Origin of the sequence: Pseudomonas fulva NBRC 16637 = DSM 17717 (assembly GCF_000730565.1) — a bacterium.
Classification (GTDB): Bacteria; Pseudomonadota; Gammaproteobacteria; order Pseudomonadales; family Pseudomonadaceae; genus Aquipseudomonas; species Aquipseudomonas fulva.
This window is the reverse complement of sequence record NZ_BBIQ01000003.1, coordinates 1-24,259: the sequence shown is the minus strand read 5'-3', so window position 1 is coordinate 24,259 and position 24,259 is coordinate 1. Positions and strand designations below refer to the sequence as shown.

The 24,259-nt window shown below is 63.3% G+C and carries 20 protein-coding genes and 1 riboswitch; of the genes, 10 read left to right on the top strand and 10 right to left on the bottom strand.

Annotated elements, in window-relative coordinates:
* The first annotated feature begins 74 nt into the window (after positions 1–74).
* On the top strand, positions 75–1,469 hold the full coding sequence (locus PFU01S_RS04395; RefSeq protein WP_027915860.1) for a class II fumarate hydratase: 1,395 nt from the start codon (positions 75–77) through the stop codon (positions 1,467–1,469).
* A gap of 211 nt (positions 1,470–1,680) precedes the next feature.
* Here the strand turns inward: PFU01S_RS04395 and PFU01S_RS04385 are convergent, their stop codons facing one another.
* On the bottom strand, positions 1,681–2,643 hold the full coding sequence (locus PFU01S_RS04385; RefSeq protein WP_027915858.1) for a DMT family transporter: 963 nt from the start codon (positions 2,641–2,643) through the stop codon (positions 1,681–1,683).
* Between the two features lie 182 nt (positions 2,644–2,825).
* Positions 2,826–4,319 (bottom strand): polyphosphate:AMP phosphotransferase, encoded by a 1,494-nt coding sequence (gene pap / locus PFU01S_RS04380; protein WP_027915857.1) that lies wholly within the window; start codon positions 4,317–4,319, stop codon positions 2,826–2,828.
* A 130-nt stretch (positions 4,320–4,449) separates the two neighbouring features.
* On the opposite strand from pap, the gene mnmC reads away from it, so the two are divergent.
* The 3 genes from mnmC (at position 4,450) to PFU01S_RS04365 (ending at position 9,064) form a co-directional block, all read left to right on the top strand.
* Positions 4,450–6,420 (top strand): bifunctional tRNA (5-methylaminomethyl-2-thiouridine)(34)-methyltransferase MnmC2/FAD-dependent 5-carboxymethylaminomethyl-2-thiouridine(34) oxidoreductase MnmC1, encoded by a 1,971-nt coding sequence (mnmC, locus tag PFU01S_RS04375; RefSeq protein ID WP_028688050.1) that lies wholly within the window; start codon positions 4,450–4,452, stop codon positions 6,418–6,420.
* A gap of 108 nt (positions 6,421–6,528) precedes the next feature.
* Positions 6,529–6,936: a DUF2946 family protein gene (locus PFU01S_RS04370; RefSeq protein WP_023533821.1), complete on the top strand. Its 408-nt coding sequence runs from the start codon at positions 6,529–6,531 to the stop codon at positions 6,934–6,936.
* 76 nt (positions 6,937–7,012) lie between these two features.
* Positions 7,013–9,064 carry a TonB-dependent receptor gene (locus PFU01S_RS04365; RefSeq protein WP_028688051.1) on the top strand — a complete coding sequence of 684 codons (2,052 nt, stop codon included), beginning with the start codon at positions 7,013–7,015 and terminating at the stop codon, positions 9,062–9,064.
* A 41-nt stretch (positions 9,065–9,105) separates the two neighbouring features.
* On the opposite strand, the gene PFU01S_RS04360 is transcribed toward PFU01S_RS04365, so the two are convergent.
* The 4 genes from PFU01S_RS04360 to PFU01S_RS04345 are packed head-to-tail and all read right to left on the bottom strand — an operon-like array spanning position 9,106 to position 14,056.
* Positions 9,106–10,125 (bottom strand): FecCD family ABC transporter permease, encoded by a 1,020-nt coding sequence (locus PFU01S_RS04360; protein WP_027915854.1) that lies wholly within the window; start codon positions 10,123–10,125, stop codon positions 9,106–9,108.
* Positions 10,122–11,090 carry an ABC transporter substrate-binding protein gene (locus PFU01S_RS04355; protein WP_081783992.1) on the bottom strand — a complete coding sequence of 323 codons (969 nt, stop codon included), beginning with the start codon at positions 11,088–11,090 and terminating at the stop codon, positions 10,122–10,124. The genes PFU01S_RS04360 and PFU01S_RS04355 overlap by 4 nt, the downstream gene beginning before the upstream one ends.
* Positions 11,087–11,872, bottom strand: coding sequence for an ABC transporter ATP-binding protein (locus PFU01S_RS04350; protein WP_027915852.1), 786 nt, complete (start codon positions 11,870–11,872; stop codon positions 11,087–11,089). Before PFU01S_RS04350 ends, PFU01S_RS04355 begins: the two co-directional genes overlap by 4 nt.
* A 45-nt stretch (positions 11,873–11,917) precedes the next feature.
* On the bottom strand, positions 11,918–14,056 hold the full coding sequence (locus PFU01S_RS04345; RefSeq protein ID WP_028688053.1) for a TonB-dependent receptor: 2,139 nt from the start codon (positions 14,054–14,056) through the stop codon (positions 11,918–11,920).
* Between the two features lie 109 nt (positions 14,057–14,165).
* Positions 14,166–14,373, bottom strand: a riboswitch (cobalamin riboswitch).
* Positions 14,374–14,643: 270 nt separating this feature from the next.
* On the opposite strand from PFU01S_RS04345, the gene PFU01S_RS04340 reads away from it, so the two are divergent.
* From PFU01S_RS04340 to PFU01S_RS04320, 5 genes are all read left to right on the top strand, one after another.
* Positions 14,644–15,018, top strand: a complete 375-nt coding sequence (locus PFU01S_RS04340; RefSeq protein WP_050438016.1) for a site-specific integrase — start codon at positions 14,644–14,646, stop codon at positions 15,016–15,018.
* A gap of 28 nt (positions 15,019–15,046) precedes the next feature.
* Positions 15,047–16,834, top strand: a complete 1,788-nt coding sequence (locus tag PFU01S_RS04335; protein WP_027915850.1) for an N-acetylglutaminylglutamine amidotransferase — start codon at positions 15,047–15,049, stop codon at positions 16,832–16,834.
* Positions 16,835–16,838: 4 nt separating this feature from the next.
* Positions 16,839–18,584 carry an N-acetylglutaminylglutamine synthetase gene (gene ngg / locus PFU01S_RS04330; protein ID WP_028688054.1) on the top strand — a complete coding sequence of 582 codons (1,746 nt, stop codon included), beginning with the start codon at positions 16,839–16,841 and terminating at the stop codon, positions 18,582–18,584.
* A gap of 105 nt (positions 18,585–18,689) precedes the next feature.
* A complete protein-coding gene (locus PFU01S_RS04325; RefSeq protein WP_023533809.1) occupies positions 18,690–19,874 on the top strand; it encodes an osmoprotectant NAGGN system M42 family peptidase in 1,185 nt (394 codons plus the stop codon).
* A gap of 85 nt (positions 19,875–19,959) precedes the next feature.
* Positions 19,960–20,187, top strand: coding sequence for a YheU family protein (locus PFU01S_RS04320; RefSeq protein ID WP_027915848.1), 228 nt, complete (start codon positions 19,960–19,962; stop codon positions 20,185–20,187).
* A gap of 28 nt (positions 20,188–20,215) precedes the next feature.
* On the opposite strand, the gene csrA is transcribed toward PFU01S_RS04320, so the two are convergent.
* The gene (gene csrA / locus PFU01S_RS04315) at positions 20,216–20,416 is read right to left on the bottom strand and encodes a carbon storage regulator CsrA (RefSeq protein WP_028688055.1); all 201 of its coding nucleotides are present in this window, start codon (positions 20,414–20,416) and stop codon (positions 20,216–20,218) included.
* Between the two features lie 129 nt (positions 20,417–20,545).
* Positions 20,546–21,355 carry an SDR family oxidoreductase gene (locus tag PFU01S_RS04310; protein WP_028688056.1) on the bottom strand — a complete coding sequence of 270 codons (810 nt, stop codon included), beginning with the start codon at positions 21,353–21,355 and terminating at the stop codon, positions 20,546–20,548.
* A gap of 223 nt (positions 21,356–21,578) precedes the next feature.
* Between PFU01S_RS04310 and PFU01S_RS21615 the strand changes: the two genes are divergently transcribed.
* Complete coding sequence (locus PFU01S_RS21615) at positions 21,579–21,731, top strand: DUF3309 family protein (protein ID WP_012271016.1); 153 nt, start codon at positions 21,579–21,581, stop codon at positions 21,729–21,731.
* Positions 21,732–21,779: 48 nt separating this feature from the next.
* Here PFU01S_RS21615 and PFU01S_RS04300 read toward each other — a convergent pair whose 3' ends face one another.
* Complete coding sequence (locus PFU01S_RS04300; protein ID WP_027915845.1) at positions 21,780–23,444, bottom strand: cation acetate symporter; 1,665 nt, start codon at positions 23,442–23,444, stop codon at positions 21,780–21,782.
* Positions 23,441–23,752, bottom strand: a complete 312-nt coding sequence (locus PFU01S_RS04295) for a DUF485 domain-containing protein (RefSeq protein WP_023533810.1) — start codon at positions 23,750–23,752, stop codon at positions 23,441–23,443. Before PFU01S_RS04295 ends, PFU01S_RS04300 begins: the two co-directional genes overlap by 4 nt.
* Positions 23,753–24,259: the final 507 nt, after the last annotated feature.

Sequence of the window (24,259 nt, the reverse complement as noted above, 5' to 3'; positions counted from 1 at the left end):
CGACAGGCGATTGAACCGCCAGGTCGCATGAGGGCCTAAACTGCTGATTCTGACTGACAGGGAGTGAATGCAGCATGAGCCGTATCGAAACAGACAGCCTTGGGCCGGTTGAAGTTCCTGAGCACGCCTACTGGGGCGCGCAGACTCAGCGCTCGTTGATCAACTTCGCCATCGGCCAGCAACGTATGCCGCTCGCCGTCCTGCATGCCCTGGCGCTGATCAAGAAGGCCGCTGCCCGCGTCAACGACCGCAACGGTGCACTGCCCGCCGACATTGCCCGGCTGATTGAGCAGGCCGCCGATGAGGTCCTGGACGGCAAGCACGACGATCAGTTCCCGCTGGTGGTCTGGCAGACCGGCAGTGGCACGCAGAGCAACATGAACGTCAACGAGGTGATCGCAGGTCGCGCCAACGAACTGGCCGGCCAGGTGCGCGGCGGCAAGTCGCCGGTGCACCCCAACGATCACGTCAACCGCTCCCAGAGCTCCAACGACTGCTTCCCCACCGCCATGCACATCGCAGCCGCCCAGGCCGTGCACGCGCAACTGCTGCCGGCCATCGCCGAGCTGTCCTCGGGCCTGGCTGAGCTGTCGGCACGGCACCATCGCCTGGTCAAAACCGGACGCACCCACATGATGGATGCCACGCCGATTACCTTCGGCCAGGAAGTCTCGGCGTTCGTGGCGCAACTCGATTATGCCCAGCGCGCCATCCGCGCCAGCCTGCCGGCGGTCTATGAGCTGGCCCAGGGCGGCACGGCGGTGGGCACGGGCCTCAATGCGCCCCAGGGGTTCGCCGAAGCCATTGCTGCCGAGCTGGCCGCTCTGTCCGGGCTGCCCTTCGTGACCGCACCCAACAAGTTTGCAGCGCTGGCCGGGCACGAGCCGCTGACCAGCCTGGCTGGGGGGCTGAAAACCTTGGCGGTGGCCTTGATGAAGATCGCCAACGACCTGCGCCTGCTCGGATCAGGGCCCCGTGCGGGGTTGGCCGAGGTGCGCTTGCCCGCCAACGAGCCCGGCAGTTCGATCATGCCGGGCAAGGTCAACCCGACACAGTGCGAGGCGCTGTCGATGCTGGCCTGCCAGGTGCTTGGCAACGATACCACCATCGGTTTTGCCGCCAGCCAGGGGCATCTGCAGTTGAACGTGTTCAAGCCGGTGATCATCCACAACCTGCTGCAGTCCATCGAGCTGTTGGCAGACGGTTGCCGCAACTTTCAGCAGCATTGCGTAGCGGGCATCGAGCCAGATACCGAGCAGATGGCCGCACACCTGGAGCGAGGGCTGATGCTGGTAACGGCACTCAACCCGCATATCGGGTACGACAAGGCCGCAGAGATCGCCAAGAAAGCCTATGGCGAGGGCAAGACCCTGCGTGAGGCGGCGCTTGAGCTGGACTACCTCACCAACGAGCAGTTCGATGAGTGGGTAAGGCCGGAGAACATGCTGGCGCCGGGTGGCAAGGGTTGAAGTCTGTGGGGGCGGCTTGCGTTGCCCCCTTTTATTCGGCAACGCCAAAAAGGCTCGCGCATTGGGTGTGGGAGCAACTGTCTTGCACCGCATCCGGGCCAGCGAGTCCCCGTGTGAGCGGCAGGGATAGGCTGCCGAGCGGCCGCAACCATTCCTGCTGCTCCTGCTGCCCAACCGGCGTCTGATCAGAGGCGCCACCCGCCCCCAACACCTAGGACACCTGCGCAAGCCGCGCGCGACGTGCCCGCCATCCCGCCACCAGTGAAGGCCCGAGCGCAACCAGCGCCGAGCCTGCCACCACGACCACAGCCCCTACATACCCGAGCAGGTTGATCTGCTCCGCCTGCACATACTCAGGCCACACCAGCGCAGCCAGTGCCACCGCCACGAACGTCACCAAGGGCGTCAATGCCAACGTCGCACTGACCCGGGAAGCCTCCCAATGCGCCAGGGCTTCGGCAAAGGCGCCATAGGCCACCAGCGTGTTCAGGCAGCACGCCAGCAGCAGCCAGCTCTGTACGGGGCTCAGTTGCAAGACTTCCAGCGGCTGCACCCAAGGCGTCAGCAGCGCCGCGCAGCACAGGTAGATCACCATCATCACCTGCTGCGAGTTCCACACCGTCAGCAACTGCTTCTGGCTCAAGGCGTAGAACACCCAGATACTGGTGGCCAGCACAATGGTGAGCACACCTGTGGTATAGGCGCCAAGCGAAGTCAACAGTTCTTCCAGGCGCTGGTTGAAGAACAGCCCGAAACCTGCCAGCAGGATCAACAGCCCCACCCCCTGCCCTACGCTGAATCGCTCGCGAAACACGAATACGCTGGCCACCAGCAACAGCACCGGCCCCAGCTGCACCACCAGCTGCGCCGTACCAGGGCTGAGCAGCTTCAAGCCGATCAGGTACAGCACGTAATTGCCCATCAGCCCCAGCACCGCCACCCCCACCAGGCCCCTGCCCTTGCGCGTGAGCCTGCCCAAAGACGGCAGGCGACGGTTGGCCGTCAGCCAGGCGCACAGCAGCCCACCGGACACCAGCAGGCGATACCAGGTCACCGTCAACGGGTCCATCACCTGCAACACCTGCTTGAGCTTGATCGGCAGGATGCCCCATAGCAATGCAGTCAACAGGGCAAGCAGCAGGCCGTGAACCCAACGGCCGGAGGTGGTATGCATGGTGTCCTCGATCAGATCCGTGGTGGGGGTGGCTGAATTCTACGGGGTTGCGCAGGTAACCAGCGCAGGCATGCCGGGAAAAGAATTCATCACGTCATTCTATGGGGGCATGATGCGGGCAACACACCGGAGCGCAGCCGTGTTGCACATGCCCACCTGCCTGTCAGGGGTACGCGCCCCGCCTACTTCTTGTGCTTGGCGAACGCCGCTTCCAGCGCCTCGTTGATAGTGCGCAGGACCTTGACCCGCGCCCAGCGCTTGTCGTTGGCTTCGACCAACGTCCAGGGCGCGATCTCGCTGCTGGTGCGGTCGACCATATCGCCTACGGCCTGGCTGTAGTCGTCCCACTTGTCGCGGTTGCGCCAGTCGTCCTCGGTGATCTTGTAGCGCTTGAATGGGGTTTGCTCACGCTCCTCGAAGCGTTCGAGCTGGGTCTGCTGGTCGATGGCCAGCCAGAACTTGACCACTACCACGCCCGCGTTCACCAGTTGCTCTTCGAAGTCGTTGATTTCGCCATAGGCGCGCATCCAGTCGGCAGGGCTGCAGAACCCCTCGACCCGCTCCACCAGCACCCGGCCATACCAGGAGCGGTCGAAGATGGTGAACTTGCCACGCGCGGGAATGTGCCGCCAAAAACGCCACAGGTAAGGCTGCGCGCGTTCTTCTTCGGTCGGCGCGGCAATGGGCACGATCCGGTACTGACGGGGGTCCAGGGCAGCGGCCACGCGCCGGATCGCACCGCCTTTGCCCGCCGCATCATTGCCTTCGAAGGCCGCTACCAGGGCATGACGGCGCATGTGCTTGTGACGCAGCAAACCGGCCAGGCGCGCCTGCTCGGTGACCAGTTGCTCTTGATAGTCGGCCTTGTCCAGACGCACTGTCAGGTCCAAGGCACCGAGCAGGCTGCGCTGATCAATGCTGCGCCCGAGCGGCGCGACATTGCCCACGTGCTTGCCCTTGGGATTGTTGGCCAGGGCCGCCTGCAAGCTGTCGAGCAGGATACGCCCGACGGCCAGGCTGCGGTAATTGGGATCAACCCCCTCGACGATATGCCAGGGCGCGTAATCGCGGCTGGTGCGGCGCAGCACACGTTCCCCGAAGCGCACGAAGCGGTCGTAGGTGTGCGACTGCTGCCAATCCAGCGGGCTGATCTTCCAGCTGTGCAAGGGGTCGTCCTTGAGGGATTTGAGCCGCGCCTTCATCTGCTTCTTGGAAAGATGAAACCAGAACTTGATGATCAACGCGCCTTCATCGCACAGCATCTGCTCCAGGCGTTCGGCGCCGTTGATGGCCTGGTCCAGCACCGCATCCTTCAACACTCCATGCACGCGCCCTTGCAGCATCTGGCTGTACCAGTTGCCAAAAAACACCCCCATGCGCCCCTTGGGCGGCAAGGCGCGCCAGTAACGCCAGGCCGGTGGCCGCGCCAGTTCCTCGTCGGTCTGCTGATCGAAGGTGAGCACATCGATCATGCGCGGGTCCATCCACTCGTTGAGCAGCTTGACCGTCTCGCCCTTGCCGGCCCCCTCCACGCCATTGATCAGCACGATGACCGGAAAACGCGCTTGCTGCTTGAGCTCATACTGGGCCTCGAGCAGTGCTTGACGCAGGGCTGGAACCTCGGCGTCGTAGGTTTGCTTGTCGATGCTGTGACCAATCTCGGCAGATTCGAACATGCACGGGCTCCTTCAATGGATAAACAAGACTAGCGCAAAAGCACACCTGGGGCGGGGGTTTGGGCTGCAAGAAAGCCCCAGCCATGCGACTATCGCCACTTCTTCAGTCGCTTGTCGCTGCGCACCCGCCATGACCGTATCTCCCCCTCTCCAGCACGCCCAGATCGACTGGGACGAACAGGGCCGCCCTCATTCGCGGCATTACGATGACGTGTACTTCGCCGTCAACGAAGGCATCGATGAAACCCGCCATGTGTTTCTCGGACAGACCCGCCTGGCGGAACGTTTCACTGCAATGGCGCCCCATGCCTGCGTGGTCATCGGCGAGACGGGCTTTGGCACCGGCATGAATTTCTACTGCGCCTGGCAACTGTTCGCGCAACATGCCCACGCAGACGCCCGGCTTCATTTCGTCAGCGTCGAGAAATTCCCCCTGGACCGCGATGACCTGGCCCGTGCCATCAGCCTGTGGCCAGAGCTTGCCGCTTACAGCCAGCCTTTGCTGGCGCAATACGTGGCAGTGCACCCGGGGTATCAGCAATTCACCTTCGAAGGTGGGCGCGTCACCCTCACCCTGCTGATTGGTGATGTGCTCGAGCAATTGCCAGAGCTCGACGCCCAGGTCGATGTCTGGTTCCTCGATGGCTTTGCCCCTGCCAAGAACCCCGACATGTGGACCCCGGCACTGTTCGCGCAACTGGCGCGGCTGTCCCACCCCGGTACCGTGCTGGGTACGTTCACCACCACCGGCTGGGTACGCCGCAGCCTCGTGGAGGCGGGTTTTGCCATGAAGAAGGTGCCTGGCATCGGCAAGAAGTGGGAAGTAATGAGCGGGGCGTATGTGGGCCCACCCCCTGCCCCGACAGCACCTTGGTACGCCCGACCGCCTTCAGGTGATGGGCCGCGTCAGGCCGTGGTGGTGGGTGCAGGGCTGGCCGGCAGCTGCACGGCGGCAAGCCTGGCCCGTCGAGGCTGGCAGGTCACGGTACTGGAGCGGCATGCGGCAGCGGCGCAGGAAGCGTCCGGCAACCCGCAGGGGGTGCTGTACCTCAAGCTATCGGCGCACGGCACGGCCTTGTCCCGAATGATTCTCGCCGGTTTCGGCTACACCCGCCGTCAGCTTGAGCACCTTCAGCGCGGCGAGGACTGGGACGCCTGCGGCGTCCTGCAACTGGCCTTCGACGACAAGGAGGCGGCGCGCCAGGACAAGCTGGTGCAGGCCTTCGAGCCCGGGCTGGTACACGCATTGACCAAGGACCAGGCCCAGGCCGCTGCCGGCATCACCTTACCGGCAGGTGGGCTGTTCTATCCCGAAGGCGGCTGGGTGCATCCACCAGCGCTGTGCCGCCAACAGCTTGAGCATCCGAACATCCGCCTGGTCCCGCACCAAGAGGTTCTGTCGCTGCACAAGGTCGCTGGGCGGTGGCAGGCCTGGGCCGGTGATCAGTTGCTGGCCGACGCGCCAGTGATGGTCCTGGCCAGTGCTGCCGAGGTCAAACGGCTCGAGCCTTGTGCCGGCTTGCCGCTCAAGCGCATCCGTGGGCAGATCACCCGGCTGCCCGCAACACCCCAGAGCCAAGGGCTGGGCACCGTTGTCTGCGCGCAAGGCTATGTAGCGCCTGCGCGATGCGGCGAACACACCCTGGGCGCCAGCTTCGATTTCCACAGCACTGACCTGACCCCCACGGCGGCCGAGCATGAGGGCAACCTGGCGCTGCTGGACGAGATTTCTCCTGACCTGTCCCGCCGCCTTGGCGCAACGGGGTTCAATGTGCAGGCGCTTGAAGGCCGCGCCGCTTTCCGGTGCACCAGCCCGGACTACCTGCCTATTGTTGGGCCGTTGGCCGACGACCCTGCCTTCGCCCAGGCCTATGCAGCCCTTGCCCGGGACGCACGACAAGTGCCGCAGGTGGCATGCCCTTGGCTCGAGGGCCTGTACGTCAACAGCGGCCACGGCTCACGGGGTTTGATCACCGCGCCGCTCAGCGGTGAGCTGGTGGCGGCCTGGGTCAGCGGCGAGCCGCTGCCGGTACCGCGAACGGTCGCCGAAGCCTGCCACCCCAACCGCTTTGCACTGCGCCGGCTGGTTCGGGGCAGATAGCAGGTGCCTCGTCCAGGCAGGCGCCCTGCGACAATAGGGCGCAGCTGCGACCTTTCACCCCCGAGCGCGAATAAGGCTTAATACGGGCCTTGTTCGCCTGGGGGTCGGATGACCGTACGTGCACGCTCACTTGTGTGTTTGCTTGCAGCCATTGCCGTGCTGTTCAACCTGCTGGCGATGCCGCTCGACCGCGCCTTGCAATCCCCCAGCATCGACAGCCAATCGCTGATCCTGGGCAGCTTCTGCAGCCTGCACGGTGCGCAAAGCCTGCCCAAGTCACTGCTGGCCCAGCTCAAGGCCGAACTGCCGCAGCTTGACGATCAGCCAGAAATGAAACACCAGGTCGGTGACTGCTGCTGTGGCCATGCCGGGCATGCCTTGATGGCCAGCAATTACTATCGCCACCTGTTCCCCCGCTACTGGCCCGACGCACTGCTGATTGGCGACAGCCACAAGCTGCCGTTGCCGCGTGAGCAGTGGCCCAAGCTCAACCCCCGCGCCTCTCCCCTGGCCTGACCCGTCGCCGCTTACCCAATGCTGCCCCGCACCATGCGGCGCGCAGCGCTGCTCGACTGTCTCCAGGAAACACTTCATGTCTGCGTTTCGTCATACCGCACGCGCCGTCCTGCCCGTGCTCGCTGTTTACAGCCTTAGCCCCTTGTCATCGGCCGTTGCCGAAACACGCTCTGCCGAGAACTCGATAATGACCCTCGGTGCGGTCAGCGTGACCAGTACCGAAAGCGGCCCGCTGGCCACCCGCAGCGTGCTCAGTTCGGTGGATATTCTAGGCGGTGACATCCTCGAAAAAATGCCAGTGGCCTACAGCTGGGAGCTGTTGCGCCGGGCACCGGGGGTGATGCTCACCGAGTTCAACCAAGGCACTACCTCGGGCAAGCTGTCGTTTCGCGGCTTCAATGGCGAAGGCGAAGTGAATGCGGTCAAGTTGCTGATCGATGGGATCCCCAGCAACACCAATGACGGCAACATGCCCTTCATCGACGCGGTGTTCCCCATGGACATCGACAGCATCGACGTGGTGCGCGGCACCAGCGACCCGCGCTATGGCCTGAACAACATCGCCGGAAACGTCAACATCAACACCCGCACTGGCGGCAACTACAACAAGGCGCGCCTGCGCTACGGCAGTTTCAACACCCGCGAGGTGCAACTGGCCAAAGGCATCGAGACCAGCAACTGGACGCAGAACTACTTCTTCGCCCGCCAGCAGGTCGACGGTTACCGCGATCATGCCGACACCGAACGCTACAGTTTTGGCGGCAAGTGGTTCTATACCCCTGACGATGGCAGCTATCGCCTTGGCCTGATCGCCCGCCACTACGAGTCAGAAGCTCAGGAGGCCGGCTACCTGACCGAGGATGACGCCCGCCATCATCCGCGCATGAGTAATGACTACAACGCCACGGACAAAGGCACGCGGCGAATGAATCAGGTCAGTGTGCACCTGGACGCCGACCTGGCCGAGACCCTGTCCTGGTCGGCCAAGACCTACTTCAATACCTATGACGACCGTCGCTGGACCCAGTACTGGCGCACGAGTTCACAGCAGGAGCGCGACACCTACGAGGACCAGTACGGCGCCATCACCTCGCTGACCTGGCGACCCCAGGTGGACTGGCTGCACGCCTTTGCGCTGGAAGGTGGCAGCGATGTGCAGAAGCAACAGAACCGCAGCGAGCGCTACCGCACCGTGGAGCGTGTACGCCAGGCGCAGACACGCGACCAGGACTTCGACTTCAACACGGTCGGTGCCTACGTGCAGGCGCAGATCGAGCCGTTCGAATCGTTGAAGATCGTGCCGGCCTACCGGGTGGACAAGATCAGTGGTGACTTCACCAACAAGATGACCGGGCAGGGCTACGACATCAACGACTACGGGCTGATCAAACAGCCCAAGCTCAGCATTGTCTATTCGCCATGGAAGTTCGCCAGCGTTTATGCCAACTGGGGCCGCACCTTCCAGGTCGGGACCGGCGCCGCAGCGTACAAGGTGCCGCCGCGCAACGAGGACCTGGCCCCTTCGATCAACGAAGGCTGGGAAACCGGCATCAAGTTCACCCCGGCCAGCTGGGTCGATGGCCGCGTGGCCTACTGGCGTCAGGATGCCTCTGGCGAAGTGAGCCGGCGCCTGAACGACCCCAGCGGGGAGTCAGACAATGTCGGTGAGACACGCCGTTGGGGCTACGACCTGCAGGTCAACCTGCACCCGGACGAGCGCACCGAGGTATGGATGTCGTACTCCTGGCAGTACTCCAAGATCCTCGAGCCCAGCAGCGTGTTACCAGGCAGCAAAGGCCAGGAAATCGATCACGTGCCCCACCATCTGTGGAACACCGGTGTCAGCTACCAGGCCACGCCCGCGCTGCAGCTGACTGCCTGGGCGAACGGGCAGACCCACTACTACCTGGAGCGGGAGAACACCCAAGGTACGTATGGCGGCTACGTACTGATGAACCTCGGTGCAACCTACAAGCTCAGCGAAACCATGAGCGTGGACTTGCAGTTGAAGAACCTGACCAACCGCTACTTCGAGTACGTCTGGTACGACCCGGATGGGGCAGATGCGTCACTGCACTCCCCCGGAGACGGCCGTGCGCTGTATGCAGGGCTCACCCTGGACTTCTGATGCAGGCCACGGCAAGCCCTCCAGCGTGGCTTGCCGTGGCGTCACCGCTTGAGCAACAGCATGAAGAACACCCCGCCCAGTGCTGCGGTCGCAATGCCGATCGGCAGGTCCTGCGGTGCGATCAGGGTACGGGCAGCCACATCCACCCACACCAGAAACACCCCACCCAGTAGCGCACTGACCGGCATTAGCCGCCGATTGTCCGCCCCCACCAGCAGGCGCGCTACGTGGGGCACCATCAGGCCAACGAAACCGATGGCGCCCGACAGCGAGACCAGCACCCCGGTCAACAAGGACGTGCAGATGAACACCTGAAGGCGCAGGCGCCGGCCGCAGACGCCCAGGCTGATCGCGGTCTGCTCTCCACTCATCAGTGCATTCAGGCCGCGCCCCATCACCTGTAGGGCACACAGCCCAAGCAGCACGCACAGTGCCGGCAGCCAGATGACCTCCCAACGGGCAGCCCCCAGCCCACCCAGCATCCAGAACACCACCGACGCCGCAGCGTGCTGGTCACCGGTATAGAGCAGCACGTTGACCACGGCCATGAGTACGAAGGACACCGCGACCCCCGCCAACAGCAGGCGATCGCTTTCCAGGCGCCCACTGCGACGCGCCACGCCGATCACCAGCAGCATGCTCCCTATTGCCCCCGCGAACGCAGCCAGCGGCAGGCTGAGTACACCGACAAAGTCCCCGACATAGAGCATCACCAGCACCGCGCCCAACGCCGCGCCGGCGCTGACGCCCAGCAAATGCGGATCTGCCAGGGGGTTTCGGGTGACGGACTGCAGGGCTGTGCCCACCAAGGCAAGCCCTGCCCCGACCAGTGCGCCCAACAGCACACGCGGGGCACGGATGAGCCAGACGATGTGCACCTGGCTCTTGCTGAGCGCAGGCCCCCAGTCGATGCCCAATTGCTGCGCGACGATCCCGATGACGTGGGTCAAGGGCACCGATGCCGGGCCAAATGCCAGCGACACGACCGATGACGACACCAGCAGGATGACCAGCATCACGATCAGCCAACCATAATGCACCGGGCTGCGCGCCAAGGTCACGGTGCCCCCGCTGCGAACAGCTCGGGGTGCAGGGCGCGGGCAATGTTCTCCACCGCCTCGACGTTCTCCACCGAGGGGGTGACCTGTAGGTAGGTCAGGGGTAAGAAGCGCTGCTCGCGAATGGCCCGTACCTCTTTCAACGCAGGCTGCTGCATCAGAAAATCACGTTTCTGCTGCCAGGTCCTTGGTCCATAGTCGACGATCAGGATCACATCAGGGTCGCGCTCTACCATGCTTTCCCAATTGACCTGGGTCCAACTGGCAGCCACCTCGTCCATCACGTTCACGCCACCGGCTGCGTCGATCAGTGCCTGCGGCATGCCCAGACGCCCCGATGTCATCGGACGATCTTCGCCGCTGTCGTACAAAAAGACCCGTGGTCGGTGTTGCGCCTGCCCTACCCGCGCTTGCACCGTGGCGATTCGCTGGCGCATCTGGTGGATCAGCGCTTGCGCCTGGCGCGGGTGATCGAACATGCGCCCCAGGTTGTCCAGATCGCGGTAAACGTCATCGAAACTCCCACGTTGGCCAGGCATGACCCAAGAGCAGGACTCGCTCAACTCGTAGACCGGGACCCCAAAGGGTGCCAGCGTCGCGGGGGTGACCGGCCCTCCTACGTGCATGCCATAGTTCCAGCCGGCGAAAAACAGGTCGGTATCGACTGCCAGCAGCGTTTCAATGGAAGGATACCGACTGGCCAGTTGCGGTATGCCCTCCAGCGCAGCGTCAATCCATGGGTCACGGTGTTTACTTCGGGTGAACCCTGTGTAGCCGATGATGCTGTCTCGCAGCCCCAGGTGCAGCAGCATGGCGGTCATGTTCACATCGTGCACCACCACCCGCTGGGGAGCCTTGTTGAACGTCACCAGGCGCTCACAACTGCGCACGTTCAGCGGGTACTCGCTGGCCACGGCAGGCAGCGCAAACAAGAGCGTTATCAGGGCAATCAGAAAGCGAGCGTTCATGGTCGGGTTATCCAGGTAATGCGGGGGTAAGGGTGCAGCGGATGAAGGTCGACCAGCGCCTGGACACCAAACACCTCCTGGATCAGTTCGCCGGTCAGCACCTGCTGGGGCGTGCCACTGACACGGATTCGGCCAGCGTCGATGACATACAGGCGGTCGCAGAATGCCGCCGCTAGGTTGAGGTCGTGGAAGCTGGCCAGGGTGCTCAGCCCCAGGCTGCGCAAATGCCGCAAAAGCCCAAGCTGGTAACGCGGGTCGAGGTGGTTGGTTGGCTCGTCGAGAATCAGCAGTTCAGGGGCCTGGACCAGTGCCCGGGCCAGTAGCACGCGCTGCTTCTCGCCCCCGGATAGCGAAGCGAACGTGCGCCCGTCATAACCTGCCAGCCCAACCAGCACGAGCGTGTGAGCAACCCTTTGCCGGTCCTCGGGCGAGTCGCCGTCAAACAGGGCCTTGTGCGGCGTGCGCCCCATGGCCACCACTTCGGCAACACTCAATCCAAACTCGCCAGGAAACTCCTGAAGCACCACCGCGATACGCTGCGCACACCAGCGCGGGCTGCGTTGCCAGATATCGGCACCGCTCAAGCTGACGCTGCCTGCGGTGGGTGGCGTGGCGCGGTAGGCGCAACGTAGCAGGCTGGTCTTGCCACTGCCGTTAGGGCCGATAAGCCCTACGCACTCACCGTCGTCCACATGCAGGTCCACGCCTTGCAGGATCTGGCGCACCCTGCGCCCCGCCTCGGGCACTGCCCAGTGCAGGCCCTCGATACTCAGTCGAGTCATCGGATTCACTCCAGCAAGCACCGGCCCGAAGGACGGTGCAACAGGTCAGAAGCGGTAATCCGCCGTGACGAAAAATGACCTTGGCTCGCCCAGGTACCACTGGCGCCCATTGTTGCCGGTGGTGGTCGCGTACTGGCGATCGAACAGGTTGTTGAGCTGCAAGCCCAAGGTCAGGTCCGGCTGCACGTGCCAGTCAACGTTGGCGTCGACCACGGTGTAGCTCGGCACCTGCACGGTGTTGGCATTGTCCCCATAGCGGCTGTCGACATACCGCGCACCCGCCCCGGCACTGAGCAACCGACCAAAGTCCTTGCTCAACCACAGGTTGGCCGATCGCCGGGGCACATCGACCGGCCGATTGCCGCTGTAGTTGCTGGTGCCACTGGCAAACTCGTCGTACTCCGCGCGCACCCAGGCGGCGTTGGCCGAAAGCTGCACATCGTAGGGCAGGCGCAACGCCAAGGTGGCCTCGATGCCGTCCGAGGATTGCTGGCCGACCTGTTGCTGAAGGACAGGGTTGAGCGGGTCGCTGCTCAAGAGCTTTTTCTTGACGATGTGGTAGGCCGCAAGCGTCCACTCGCCACGGCCATCGGGGAGCATCTGTTTGACACCGACTTCGGTCTGTTTGGCGGTACTCAGGTCCCAGCTTTGTTGCGCTGTACTGAGCGTCAGCAGGTTGCTCACGCCCTCGGTGCTGGTGGCGTACTGACCATAGACCGAGAGGTCCTCGGTCAGCGCGAACACCAGGCCCGCCCGCCAGTTGTCGCCACTCAGGCTGCGGTCCGAGCGGGTATCGGTGTCCAGATCGTCACGGTTCAGATGCACCTGATCACGCCGCACACCGGTGATCAGCGACAGACGCTCGGTGAGTTGCGTGCGGTTTTCGGCGAACAGCGAGAATTGCCGTGCCTGGTTGGCTTCGCGCGAGCGATAGGGGTCAGTGCTGATGTAGTCACCGCCGCCCGAGCCCGACAGTGGCACGGTGTCGGTAAAGGTATTGCCGAAATCATGTTTGCGCACGAAGCGGATCGCATTGTAGTCGGCGCCAACAACGGTCTGGCTGTCCAGGCCGAACAACGCGTGCTGCAGGGTGAACGACTGGCGATCCCCGATCTGCTCTTGGGTCTGCTTGATGCTGATGAAACTGCTGCGCTGCACCTGGTCGCCAGGCAGCCAGGTGTAGCTTTCGGCATTTCGCCACCGGCGCTGGGCCTTGATGAAGTACAGCTGATTGCTGGCGGTCAGGTTGTCGGTGATCACCCAGTCCGTGACCAGGCGAGTGGACTGATCGTTGTAATGCACCTCGGCATTGGCCACGTTGTAGTTGTGGTCACGCAGCGACTCATGGTAATGCCCATTGACCAGCGGCGTACCGAAATACTGCTGCGGGTCCTGGTCACCGTAGTCATGGCTGAGGGTGATGCTGAAATCGTCGTTCGGCTGCCAGCGCAATGAACCGCTGACAGCAACGCTGGCTGACTCACCACGGTCGACCCAGCCATTGCTGTCCAGTTTATTGAGGTTCAAGCGATAGCTCAGGGTATCGGTCAGCGAACCGCCGCTGTCCAACGCCAACTGCCGGCGATCATTGGAACCGTAGCCCAGGCGGACATGATTGCGAACCTCGCCGTCGAAGGGCTTCTTGGGCACCACGTTGATCACCGCACCGGTGGCGCCCTCCCCGTACAACACCGAAGCCGGGCCGCGCAGTACGTCGATGCGGTCCACGGCCCAGGTGTCCACGGGAAACGTGACGGTGCCAGCACCCACGTACAGGCGGGTGCCGTCATACAGCTGCATGGTCGAACTGTGCCCGGTGAAGCCACGGGCCGAAAGCGCAGTGCCACCGTTGCCAGGCGTGCCGATGAAGGTGATGCCGGGGGTGCGGGTCACTGCTTCCTGCACCGTGGCGTTGTTGCGTCCACTGATGTGCTCGGCGCTGATGCTGGTGACGCTGGCTGGCGTTTCCAAGGGCGTGAGGTGCAGGCGCGAACCGCTGGTGCCAGGGGTGTGCAAGTCCATGGGAGGGTTCTGCTCGGCAGTGCCGGTGATGGCCGTGGCGGGCAATGCCAGTGCAAGGCCGTCTTCGGCTGCCTGAATCGGTACGGCCATGCACACACAGGGCACCAGGCTCGCACCCAGCAACGCCCCTTGAGGGGTATGAAAAACACTAAAGCGGGACATATCTTTCCTTTTGCAGCAGGAATGAAAGAATCCCGGAGGGAACAACGCATGGGGAACGCGCAGGCGCACGCGCCCACGGAAACCGGCCTGCGCCCGCCCACCGCGGGTTTGCCAAACAAGGCTTCAGGCCGGTCTCCGGGCTCGCGAGGGTCATGATGCCGTCACCTTCCCATGCCTGTGGCACAGTGGTCTGTCGAAAGCATCGCTCGCATACCGTTGCGGGGGCAGCGCCGGACTGATCACCCTGGGGCGACGAACCGGCTTCCCGTTTCACCCCATGCACGGCGGCAGGGGGCACCTGAAACAGGCGCGCAGATGACCACCAAAATCGTCCTGGGTCAACATCCCGTGTGGATGATTAGCCGCCGCCAAGCGTCGACGAACGGCATTGCGAAGATTAACGCCCCCCGCCTGGCGGGCTTCATCCGAGCTTGCGAAGGCGCGCTCAGGTAGGCGTAGCACTGGGTTTGAACGCGATTGATCGATGCCAGAAGCCGACCCCTGGAGGCGGACTTCAGCCACGAGGAATCACTGAAAATCGCACCAAAACCAGGCGCTCACGTAAAGTTTTATTGAACGATCGGGCCTTGCAGGCCCTCGAAAAACCCAGACCGCTCACCGAGGCGCGTTCAGATGACGTGTTCGCGCCCAGTGGGACAGACGACCGTTCGGCGCTGTTCATACGCCCCGAAGCGAGTCAACAACGTTACTGGCTGGCAGCTTTGCGTACGCTTGGTATCAGGCACCGCAGGCTGTACGACACGCGCCACACGTACGCGACCATGTGCCTGGTGGCCGGCATGAACCCGGCATTCATCGCCGCGCAACTCGGGCACAGCGTGCAGGTGCTGCTCTGCATGCGCCAGGTGGATCACCCCCTCACGATTGGGCGGGGCTTGATCAGCCCTGGCGTTTGGAGGCGGTACAAATGGGGTACGAGTGAAAAGCCAGTGACGCCATGAGTGCCGAAACTCAAAGGGTTTACGTTACATGTGCGGACTAGCTGGAGAATTGCGTTTCACCCCCCTCGGTCAAGCCCCTCGCCCAGCCGACCTGGCTGCCGTTGAGCGAATCACTCATCACCTGGCGCCACGTGGCCCGGATGCGTGGGGCTTTCACAGCCAGGGGCCGATCGCCCTCGGCCACCGTCGCCTGAAAATCATGGACCTGTCCGACGGCTCCGCCCAGCCCATGCAGGACAGCACGTTAGGCCTGTCACTGGCCTTCAACGGCGCCATCTACAACTTCCCTGAACTGCGCCAGGAACTGCTGGACCTGGGCTATACCTTCTGGTCCGACGGTGACACGGAAGTGCTGCTCAAGGGGTACCACGCCTGGGGCGAGGCGTTGCTGCCCAAGCTCAACGGCATGTTCGCCCTGGCTATCTGGGAGCGCGACAGTCAGCGCCTGTTCCTGGCCCGCGACCGCCTGGGCGTAAAGCCCCTGTACCTCTCGCGCAACGGCGAGCGCCTGCGCTTTGCCTCCACCTTGCCGGCGCTGCTCAAAGGGGGCGACATCGACCCGATGCTCGACCCGGTGGCGCTGAACCATTACCTGAATTTCCATGCCGTGGTCCCGGCACCGCGCACGCTGTTGGCCAACGTGCAGAAGCTCGAACCCGGGACCTGGATGCGCATCGACCGCCACGGCGAAGTCGAGCGCAGCACCTGGTGGCAACTCCAGTACGGCCCCAACCCGGATGAGCGTGACCTGACCCTCGAGGATTGGACCACACGCGTACTGGACGCAACCCGCGATGCGGTTGCCATCCGCCAGCGCGCCGCCGTCGACGTGGGCGTGCTGCTCTCCGGCGGTGTCGATTCCAGCCTGCTGGTCGGCCTGCTGCGCGAAGTGGGTGTGGATGACCTGTCGACCTTCTCCATCGGTTTCGAGGATGCAGGCGGCGAGCGCGGAGACGAATTCCAGTACTCGGACCTGATCGCCAAGCACTACGGTACCCGCCACCACCAACTGCGCATTGCCGAGCACGAGATCATCGACCAGCTGCCCGCGGCGTTCCGCGCCATGAGCGAGCCGATGGTCAGCCACGACTGCATCGCCTTCTACCTGCTGTCGCGGGAAGTGGCCAAGCACTGCAAGGGCGTGCAGAGCGGCCAGGGAGCCGACGAGCTGTTTGCCGGCTACCACTGGTACCCGCAGGTCGATGGCGCCAACGATGCATTCGCGGCGTACCGCGAAGCGTTCTTCGACCGCAGCCATGCCGAATACCGTGACACCGTGCAGCCGGCCTGGCAGCTGGAGAACGATGCCGCCGGCGACTTCGTCCGTGAACACTTCGCCCGCCCTGGCGCCGACGCCGCCGTGGACAAGGCCCTGCGCCTGGACAGCACGGTGATGCTGGTGGACGACCCGGTCAAGCGCGTGGACAACATGACCATGGCCTGGGGGCTGGAAGCCCGTACGCCGTTCCTGGACTACCGCCTGGCAGAACTGTCGGCCCGCATTCCGGCACGCTTCAAGCTGCCCGACGGCGGCAAGCAGGTGCTCAAGGAGGCGGCGCGCCGAGTGATTCCGCACGAGGTCATCGACCGCAAGAAGGGTTACTTCCCGGTGCCTGGCCTCAAGCACCTCGAAGGCGCCACCCTGGGTTGGGTCCGCGACCTGCTGACCGACCCCAGCCAGGACCGCGGCCTGTTCAATCCGGCCATGATCGACCGTCTGCTAAGCAACCCGCACGGCCAGCTCACCCCCCTGCGCGGTTCCAAACTGTGGCAGTTGGCGGCGCTGAACCTGTGGCTGACCGAACAAGGACTCTGAACCCATGAAAGCCCACGAAACGGCCTATGGCCAGCGCCTGCTGCGCGGCCAGGCGCCCTCTTACGAGCGCCTGCAGGCACGCCTTGCGGGCGATGGCAGCGAGCCTCACGATCAGCCACGTGCCCTGCACTGTGGCTGGGGACGACTACTGATCGGGCATACCTATGCCGACCCGGCCAAGCTAGCCGAAGACCTGTTGGGCGAATGCCGCGGCGAACGCGACATCGCCCTGTACGTGGCAGCGCCCCAGCAGGTGCTGGCACACGCGCCGCAGCAACTGTTCCTGGACCCCTCGGACACCCTGCGCCTGTGGTTCACCGACTATCGCCCGGCGCAACGGGTATTTCGCGGGTTTCGCGTGCGCCGTGCGCAAAACCCCAGTGACTGGCAAGCCATCAACACGCTCTACCAGGCACGCGGCATGCTGCCCGTCGACCCGGAGCTGCTCACCCCGCGCCACCTGGGTGGGCCGGTGTACTGGCTGGCCGAGGACGAAGACAGTGGCGCGATCATCGGCAGTGTCATGGGCTTGAACCACGCCAAGGCCTTCGACGACCCGGAACACGGTAGCAGCCTGTGGTGCCTGGCCGTCGATCCGCACTGCACCCGCCCCGGGGTGGGTGAAGTACTGGTGCGTCATCTGATCGAGCACTTCATGAGCCGCGGCCTTGCCTATCTGGACCTGTCGGTGTTGCATGACAACCGCCAGGCCAAGCGCCTGTACGAAAAACTGGGCTTTCGCAACCTGCCCACGTTCGCCGTCAAGCGCAAGAACGTCATCAACGAACGCCTGTTCCTGGGCCCTGGGCCACAGGCTGACCTCAACCCCTATGCGCGGATCATCGTCGATGAGGCCCTGCGCCGGGGTATCGAGGTGCAGGTGTGCGACGCGGCTGCCGGGCTCTTCACCCTGAGCCTGGGCGGTCGCCGTGTACGCTGCCGGGAGTCGCTCAGCGACCTGACCAGCGCCGTGACCATGACCTTGTGCCAGGACAAGCGCCTGACCCAATACGCCCTGCACACCGCAGGTCTGCTTGTGCCGGCGCAGCAATTGGCCGGTAACGCCGATGACAACCTGGCGTTCCTCGAGGACCACGGCGCGGTCGTGGTCAAACCCGTGGATGGCGAACAGGGCCAGGGCGTAGCGGTCAACCTCACTACCCTCGAAGACGTCACGCGTGCGGTCGAACACGCCCGTCAGTTCGACAGCCGCGTGCTGTTGGAAAGCTTCCATGCCGGGCATGACTTGCGCATCGTGGTCATCGGCTATGAAGTGGTCGCGGCCGCGATTCGCCACCCGGCGCAGGTGATGGGCGATGGTACGCACAGCATCCGCGAACTGATCGACGCACAAAGCCGGCGCCGCCAAGCGGCCACCGGGGGCGAAAGCAAGATCCCGGTGGACGATGAAACCGAGCGCACGCTGGCCGCGGCCGGCTTTGGGTTCGAGGATGTGTTGCCCGCAGGTCGCCAGCTGGCCGTGCGGCGCACCGCCAACCTGCACACCGGCGGCACGCTCGAGGATGTCACGGCACGCCTTCACCCTACACTTGCCGATGCGGCCATTCGTGCAGCGCGGGCACTGGAGATATCCGTGGTGGGCCTTGATTTCATGGTCAAGGATGCCAGCGAACCCGACTACGTCATCATCGAAGCCAACGAGCGCGCAGGCCTGGCCAATCACGAGCCACAACCCACGGCAGAGCGCTTCATCGACTTGTTGTTCCCCCATAGCAGGCCGCTGGCCTGATACACCCATGCTCCGCTTCGACGGGAGCCCGGCGCCAGCGCCGCTCCCGCTCGACTGTTACGACCGGATCATCCAACGATTTTTCAACCGACCGGAGGCCTGGACATGTCCGAACGACATCCCGAACCCGATCTCGAGTACCTCAAGCGTGTCTTGCTGGAGATGCTCGCCATCCCCAGCCCTACAGGCTTCACCGACACCATCGTGCGCTACGTGGCCGAGCGCCTGGACGAGCTGGGCATTCCCTACGAGCTGACTCGACGCGGCACTATTCGCGCCACCCTCAAAGGGCGTCAAAGCTCCCCGGACCGCGCCGTCTCCGCGCACTTGGACACCATTGGCGCCAGCGTGCGCCAGGTGCAGGACAACGGTCGCCTGGCCCTGGCGCCGGTGGGCTGCTGGTCCAGCCGCTTCGCCGAAGGCAGCCGCGTCAGCGTGTTCACCGATACGGGCGTATTTCGTGGCAGCGTACTGCCGCTGATGGCCAGTGGGCATGCCTTCAATACCGCCATCGACCAGATGCCCATCAGTTGGGACCATGTGGAAGTGCGCCTGGACGCTTACTGCGCCACCCGTGCCGATTGCGAGGCGTTGGGCGTGGGGATTGGCGACTTCGTGGCCTTCGATCCGCTGCCCGAGTTCACCGACAGCGGTCACATCAGCGCCCGTCATCTGGATGACAAGGCCGGGGTCGCCGCCTTGCTGGCGGCCTTGAAAGCCGTGGTGGAAAGCGGCCGTCAGCCGCTGATCGATTGCCACCCGCTGTTCACCATCACCGAAGAAACCGGCTCGGGTGCCGCCGGCGCCCTGCCCTGGGATGTCAGCGAGTTCGTCGGGATCGATATCGCCCCGGTCGCCCCCGGCCAAGCCTCCAGTGAGCACGCCGTCAGCGTGGCCATGCAGGATTCGTCCGGGCCGTACGACTACCACTTGTCCCGGCACTTGCTCAAACTTGCAGGCGAACAGGAATTGCCGGTACGCCGCGACCTGTTCCGCTACTACTTCAGCGATGCCCACTCTGCGGTGACCGCAGGCCACGACATCCGCACGGCGCTGGTCGCCTTCGGCTGCGATGCCACCCATGGCTATGAGCGCACGCACATCGACAGCCTGGCCGCGTTGAGCCAGCTGTTGTCGGCTTACCTGTTGAGCCCGCCCGTGTTCGCCAGCGACTCGCAGCCGGCCAATGCGTCCCTGGAGCGCTTCAGTCACCAGCTCGAGCACGATGCGCAGATGGAGAGCGACACTCGCGTGCCGGCGGTGGACAGCCTGGTCGGTCAGAAGACCTGACGGAATGCGCGGGACCGCCTGGCGGGCGGTCCCTGCGCCATCGAAAACGCGTAGGATGCCTACAACTCATTCAGACACGTTACCCATGCTGATACCCTACGAACACCTGCAAGCCGACACCCTCACCCGCCTGATCGAGGACTTCGTCACCCGCGACGGCACCGACAATGGCGATGACACACCGTTGGAAACCCGTGTGCTGAGGGTTCGCCAAGCGCTATCCAAGGGGCAGGCGTTCATCCTGTTCGATCCGGAAAGCCAGCAGTGCCAGCTGCTGGCCAAGCACGACGTGCCCCGCGAACTGCTGGAATGATGCCCGTGCGCGTCGACGCCAGTCGGCCTCATGAAGCCTTGTTCGCCCTGCGCGCCCTGGCACATTGCGTTTCCTTGATGCGCCTGTAGACCTCGGCGCGGTGCACCGGCACTTCCCTGGGTGCATCGACACCGAAGCGCACCACCCCGTCCCGGGTCTCTACCACCATGATTCGGATGTCATCGCCGATCACGATGACCTCGCCCACTTCGCGTCCTATTACCAACATGTTCCGGTCCTCCAGCGAAAGGGAAAACCGGAGCGTGCAGTGTAGCCATTTGGCTACTCAATACTTCCACCCTCATTCAGAAAGACCCGACGCGCCTAGGTAACCTTTCTTACGGATCCACCCTACGCCTTAACGGGCTCGGGCCTTCGCACGCATCTTCACTGCCATGTCGGCCATTTCATCGTACAGCCGCTCAGGTGCCTGGCATTTCAACGCCCAGGCCTGACGGCCCGCTTCGTGGGGCAGGATCAGGAACTGCCCGTCAGCCACCTGGCGGTAGATGCAGTCGGCGATATCGCTGGCACTGATGGGCGAGCCTTCCAGCAGCTTGCCGACCTGCGCTTTCATGGCCGGGTCCGGCCCACGGAAGGAGTCCAGCAGATTGGTCTGGAAAAATGACGGGCAGACCACGTGCACACCCACCCCCAGTTGGCGCAGCTCCACCAGCAGGCTTTCCGAGAGCGCCAGCACCCCCGCCTTGGCGACGTTGTAGTTGCTCATGCCGGGGCCCTGCATGAGCGCTGCCATGGAGGCGATGTTGACGATGCGCCCTTTGCTACGCTCAAGCAGCGGCAGAAAAGCCTTGCAGCCTTTGACCACGCCCATGAGGTTTACCGAAATCTGCCAGTCCCAGTCTTCGAGCGACAACTCGGCGAAGAACCCGCCTGATGCCACGCCGGCGTTATTGACGATGAGATCGATGCCGCCGAAGTGCTCCTCGCAGGCCTGGGCCAGCGCGGTGAGCTGGCTGTAGTCACGTACATCGCACCGTTGTACGAACCCGTCGCTGCCTGCGGCACGCACCATTTCCAGCGTCTGACGCAGCCCAGCCTCACTGATGTCGGCCAACGCCAGGCGCCAGCCTTCGCGCGCCCAACGCAGGGCAATTTCGCGGCCCAGCCCGGAGCCTGCGCCCGTGATCATGATGCGCTTGTGCATGGCGACTGCCTTTTTCAGAGGTTGTGGCCCCAGTCTAATCAAGCCTATGCCCAGAGCGGGTGCTTATCAGGCAAGTGAATGAGCGGCCATGAACCGCCCGCTGCGCACAAAGACGGGGCGATGACCAACACGCCGATGGAATCTTTCACAAGCGGCGCCGGTCATTAGTTACAAGAGGCCGGCAACCTGGGCCCTTGACCCTCAACCACGCAAGGACTCCTCCATGACCACGATTCTCATCATCATCCTGATCCTCCTGTTGATTGGCGGCTTGCCAGTGTTCCCGCACTCGCGCAGCTGGGGTTATGGCCCGTCCGGCATCGTCGGTGTGGTGCTGGTGATCTTGTTGGTTTTGCTGTTACTCGGCATGATTTAGTGCAGCAAAAAAAACCGCGCCGAGGCGCGGTTTTTTCATTCCTGCGAATCAGTGCGATACCGCCCCTGAAGCGCCCAGGCCAGTCTGCGAGCGTACGAACTGCGGGAAGAACAGCGCCCGCTCGTTTTCGGCAGCCGTGGACTTGTCGGTGATCGAGAAGAACCAGATACCCACGAAGGCAATCAGCATCGAGAACAAGGCCGGGTACTCGTAAGGGTAGATCGCTTTCTCGTGACCAAGGATCTGCACCCAGATGGTCGGGCCGAGCACCATCAGCGTCACCGCGCTGATCAGGCCAAGCCAGCCGCCAATCATGGCGCCACGGGTGGTCAACTTCTTCCAGTACATCGAGAGCAGCAGTACGGGGAAGTTGCAGCTGGCCGCAATGGAGAAGGCCAGGCCCACCATGAAGGCGATGTTCTGTTTCTCGAACAGGATGCCCAGGCCAATGGCCAGGACGCCCAGTGCTACGGTGGTGATCTTCGAGACGCGGATTTCGTCCTTGTCATTGGCCTTGCCCTTGCGCCACACGCTGGCGTACAGGTCATGGGACACCGCCGAGGCACCCGCCAGGGTCAAGCCTGCCACAACCGCCAGGATGGTGGCGAAGGCCACGGCCGAGATGAAGCCCAGGAACACACTTCCGCCTACGGCATTGGCCAGGTGCACGGCGGCCATGTTGTTACCGCCCAGCAAGGCGCCGGCGGCGTCCTTGAAGTCCGGGTTGGTGCTGACCAACAGGATGGCGCCGAAGCCGATGATGAAGGTCAGGATGTAGAAGTAACCGATGAAACCTGTGGCATAGAGCACGCTCTTGCGGGCTTCCTTGGCATCGCTGACGGTGAAGAAGCGCATCAGGATGTGTGGCAGGCCAGCCGTACCGAACATCAAGGCCAGGCCCAGCGAGAAGGCCGAGATGGGGTCTTTGACCAGACCGCCGGGGCTCATGATGGCCTCGCCCTTGGCATGCACCTTGATGGCTTCGGAGAACAGGGTGTTGAAGTCAAAGCCCACGTGCTTCATCACCATCAGCGCCATGAAACTTGCACCCGACAGCAACAGCACCGCCTTGATGATCTGTACCCAGGTGGTGGCCAGCATACCGCCGAACAGCACGTACAGGCACATCAGGATACCGACCAGGATCACGGCCACGTGGTAGTCCAGGCCGAACAGCAGTTCGATCAACTTGCCTGCACCGACCATCTGCGCAATCAGGTAGAAGGCCACCACCACCAGCGAGCCTGAGGCCGACAGGGTGCGGATCTGCTTTTGCCCCAGGCGATAGGAGGCCACATCGGCGAAGGTGTACTTGCCCAGGTTGCGCAGGCGCTCGGCGATCAGGAAGAGGATGATCGGCCAGCCTACCAGGAAACCGATGGAGTAGATCAGGCCATCGTAGCCGGAGGTGAACACCAGTGCGGAAATACCCAGGAACGAGGCTGCCGACATGTAGTCCCCGGCGATGGCCAAGCCGTTCTGGAACCCGGTGATGCGACCACCGGCAGCGTAGTAGTCCGAGGCGGATTTGTTGCGCTTGGAGGCCCAGTAGGTGATGCCCAGGGTGAAAGCCACGAACGCCACGAACATGGCGATGGCAGAAACGTTCAGCGGTTGTTTCTGCACCTCGCCGGTCAGGGCATCGGCGGCCCACACGGCGGGTGCGAAGACGCCGCAGGCCAGAACGGCCAGTGTCTTGGCATGACGAATCATTGTTGCGCCTCCTTCAGGATGGCCTTGTTCAGCTCATCGAATTCGCCGTTGGCTCGGCGCACGTAGATGGCGGTCAGGACAAATGCCGAGATGATCAGCCCGACGCCCAGGGGAATGCCCCAGGTGATCGATGACTCAGGGCTGATCTTGGCGCCCAGTATCTGGGGACCGTAGGCGATCAGAAGGATGAAAGCGCAGTACAGGCCGAGCATGATCGCCGAGAGTATCCAGGCGAACCGTTCGCGCTTGCTGACCAGCTCCTTGAAACGGGGGCTGTTTTGTATCGAGAGGTAAATGCTGTCGTTCATTGTTTTTGTCCTAGCAGCACAGAGAGGGAATGTAACCCACGTCCTTACTTTATGCGGCTGTTGGACGGCAACCAGACGACCTTAGTCTTAGATGCAACGGTGTTTTACCGATTGCGCAACAAAGTGGGTGACGGAGGTGGGGTTCGAGGGGAGTTTCTGCCTGATCGTGCGCAGACAGAGATGGCCCTCCCTCAGAGCTCAGCACATCGCGTACCGAGCAATCGGTGAATCGGACTTCAGACTACATATACCCGGGGGTTGTACGCGTGCGACGGGTGTGGGCATCGGTGGATTTCCAGTAATCTGCTACAGGGTTTAATACTGCGCCCAATGTTTCAATCAATCATTTTCAATATTTAATGAGTGCAACCTGGCAACCTTGGTAACTTCCAAAGATCTTGCCAAGCCACTCACTCCGCCCTACTCTGCTGTTGCTGTTGCTGTTGCTGTTGCTGTTGCTGTTGCTGTTGCTGTTGCTGTTGCTGTTGATCTTGATCTTGATCTTGA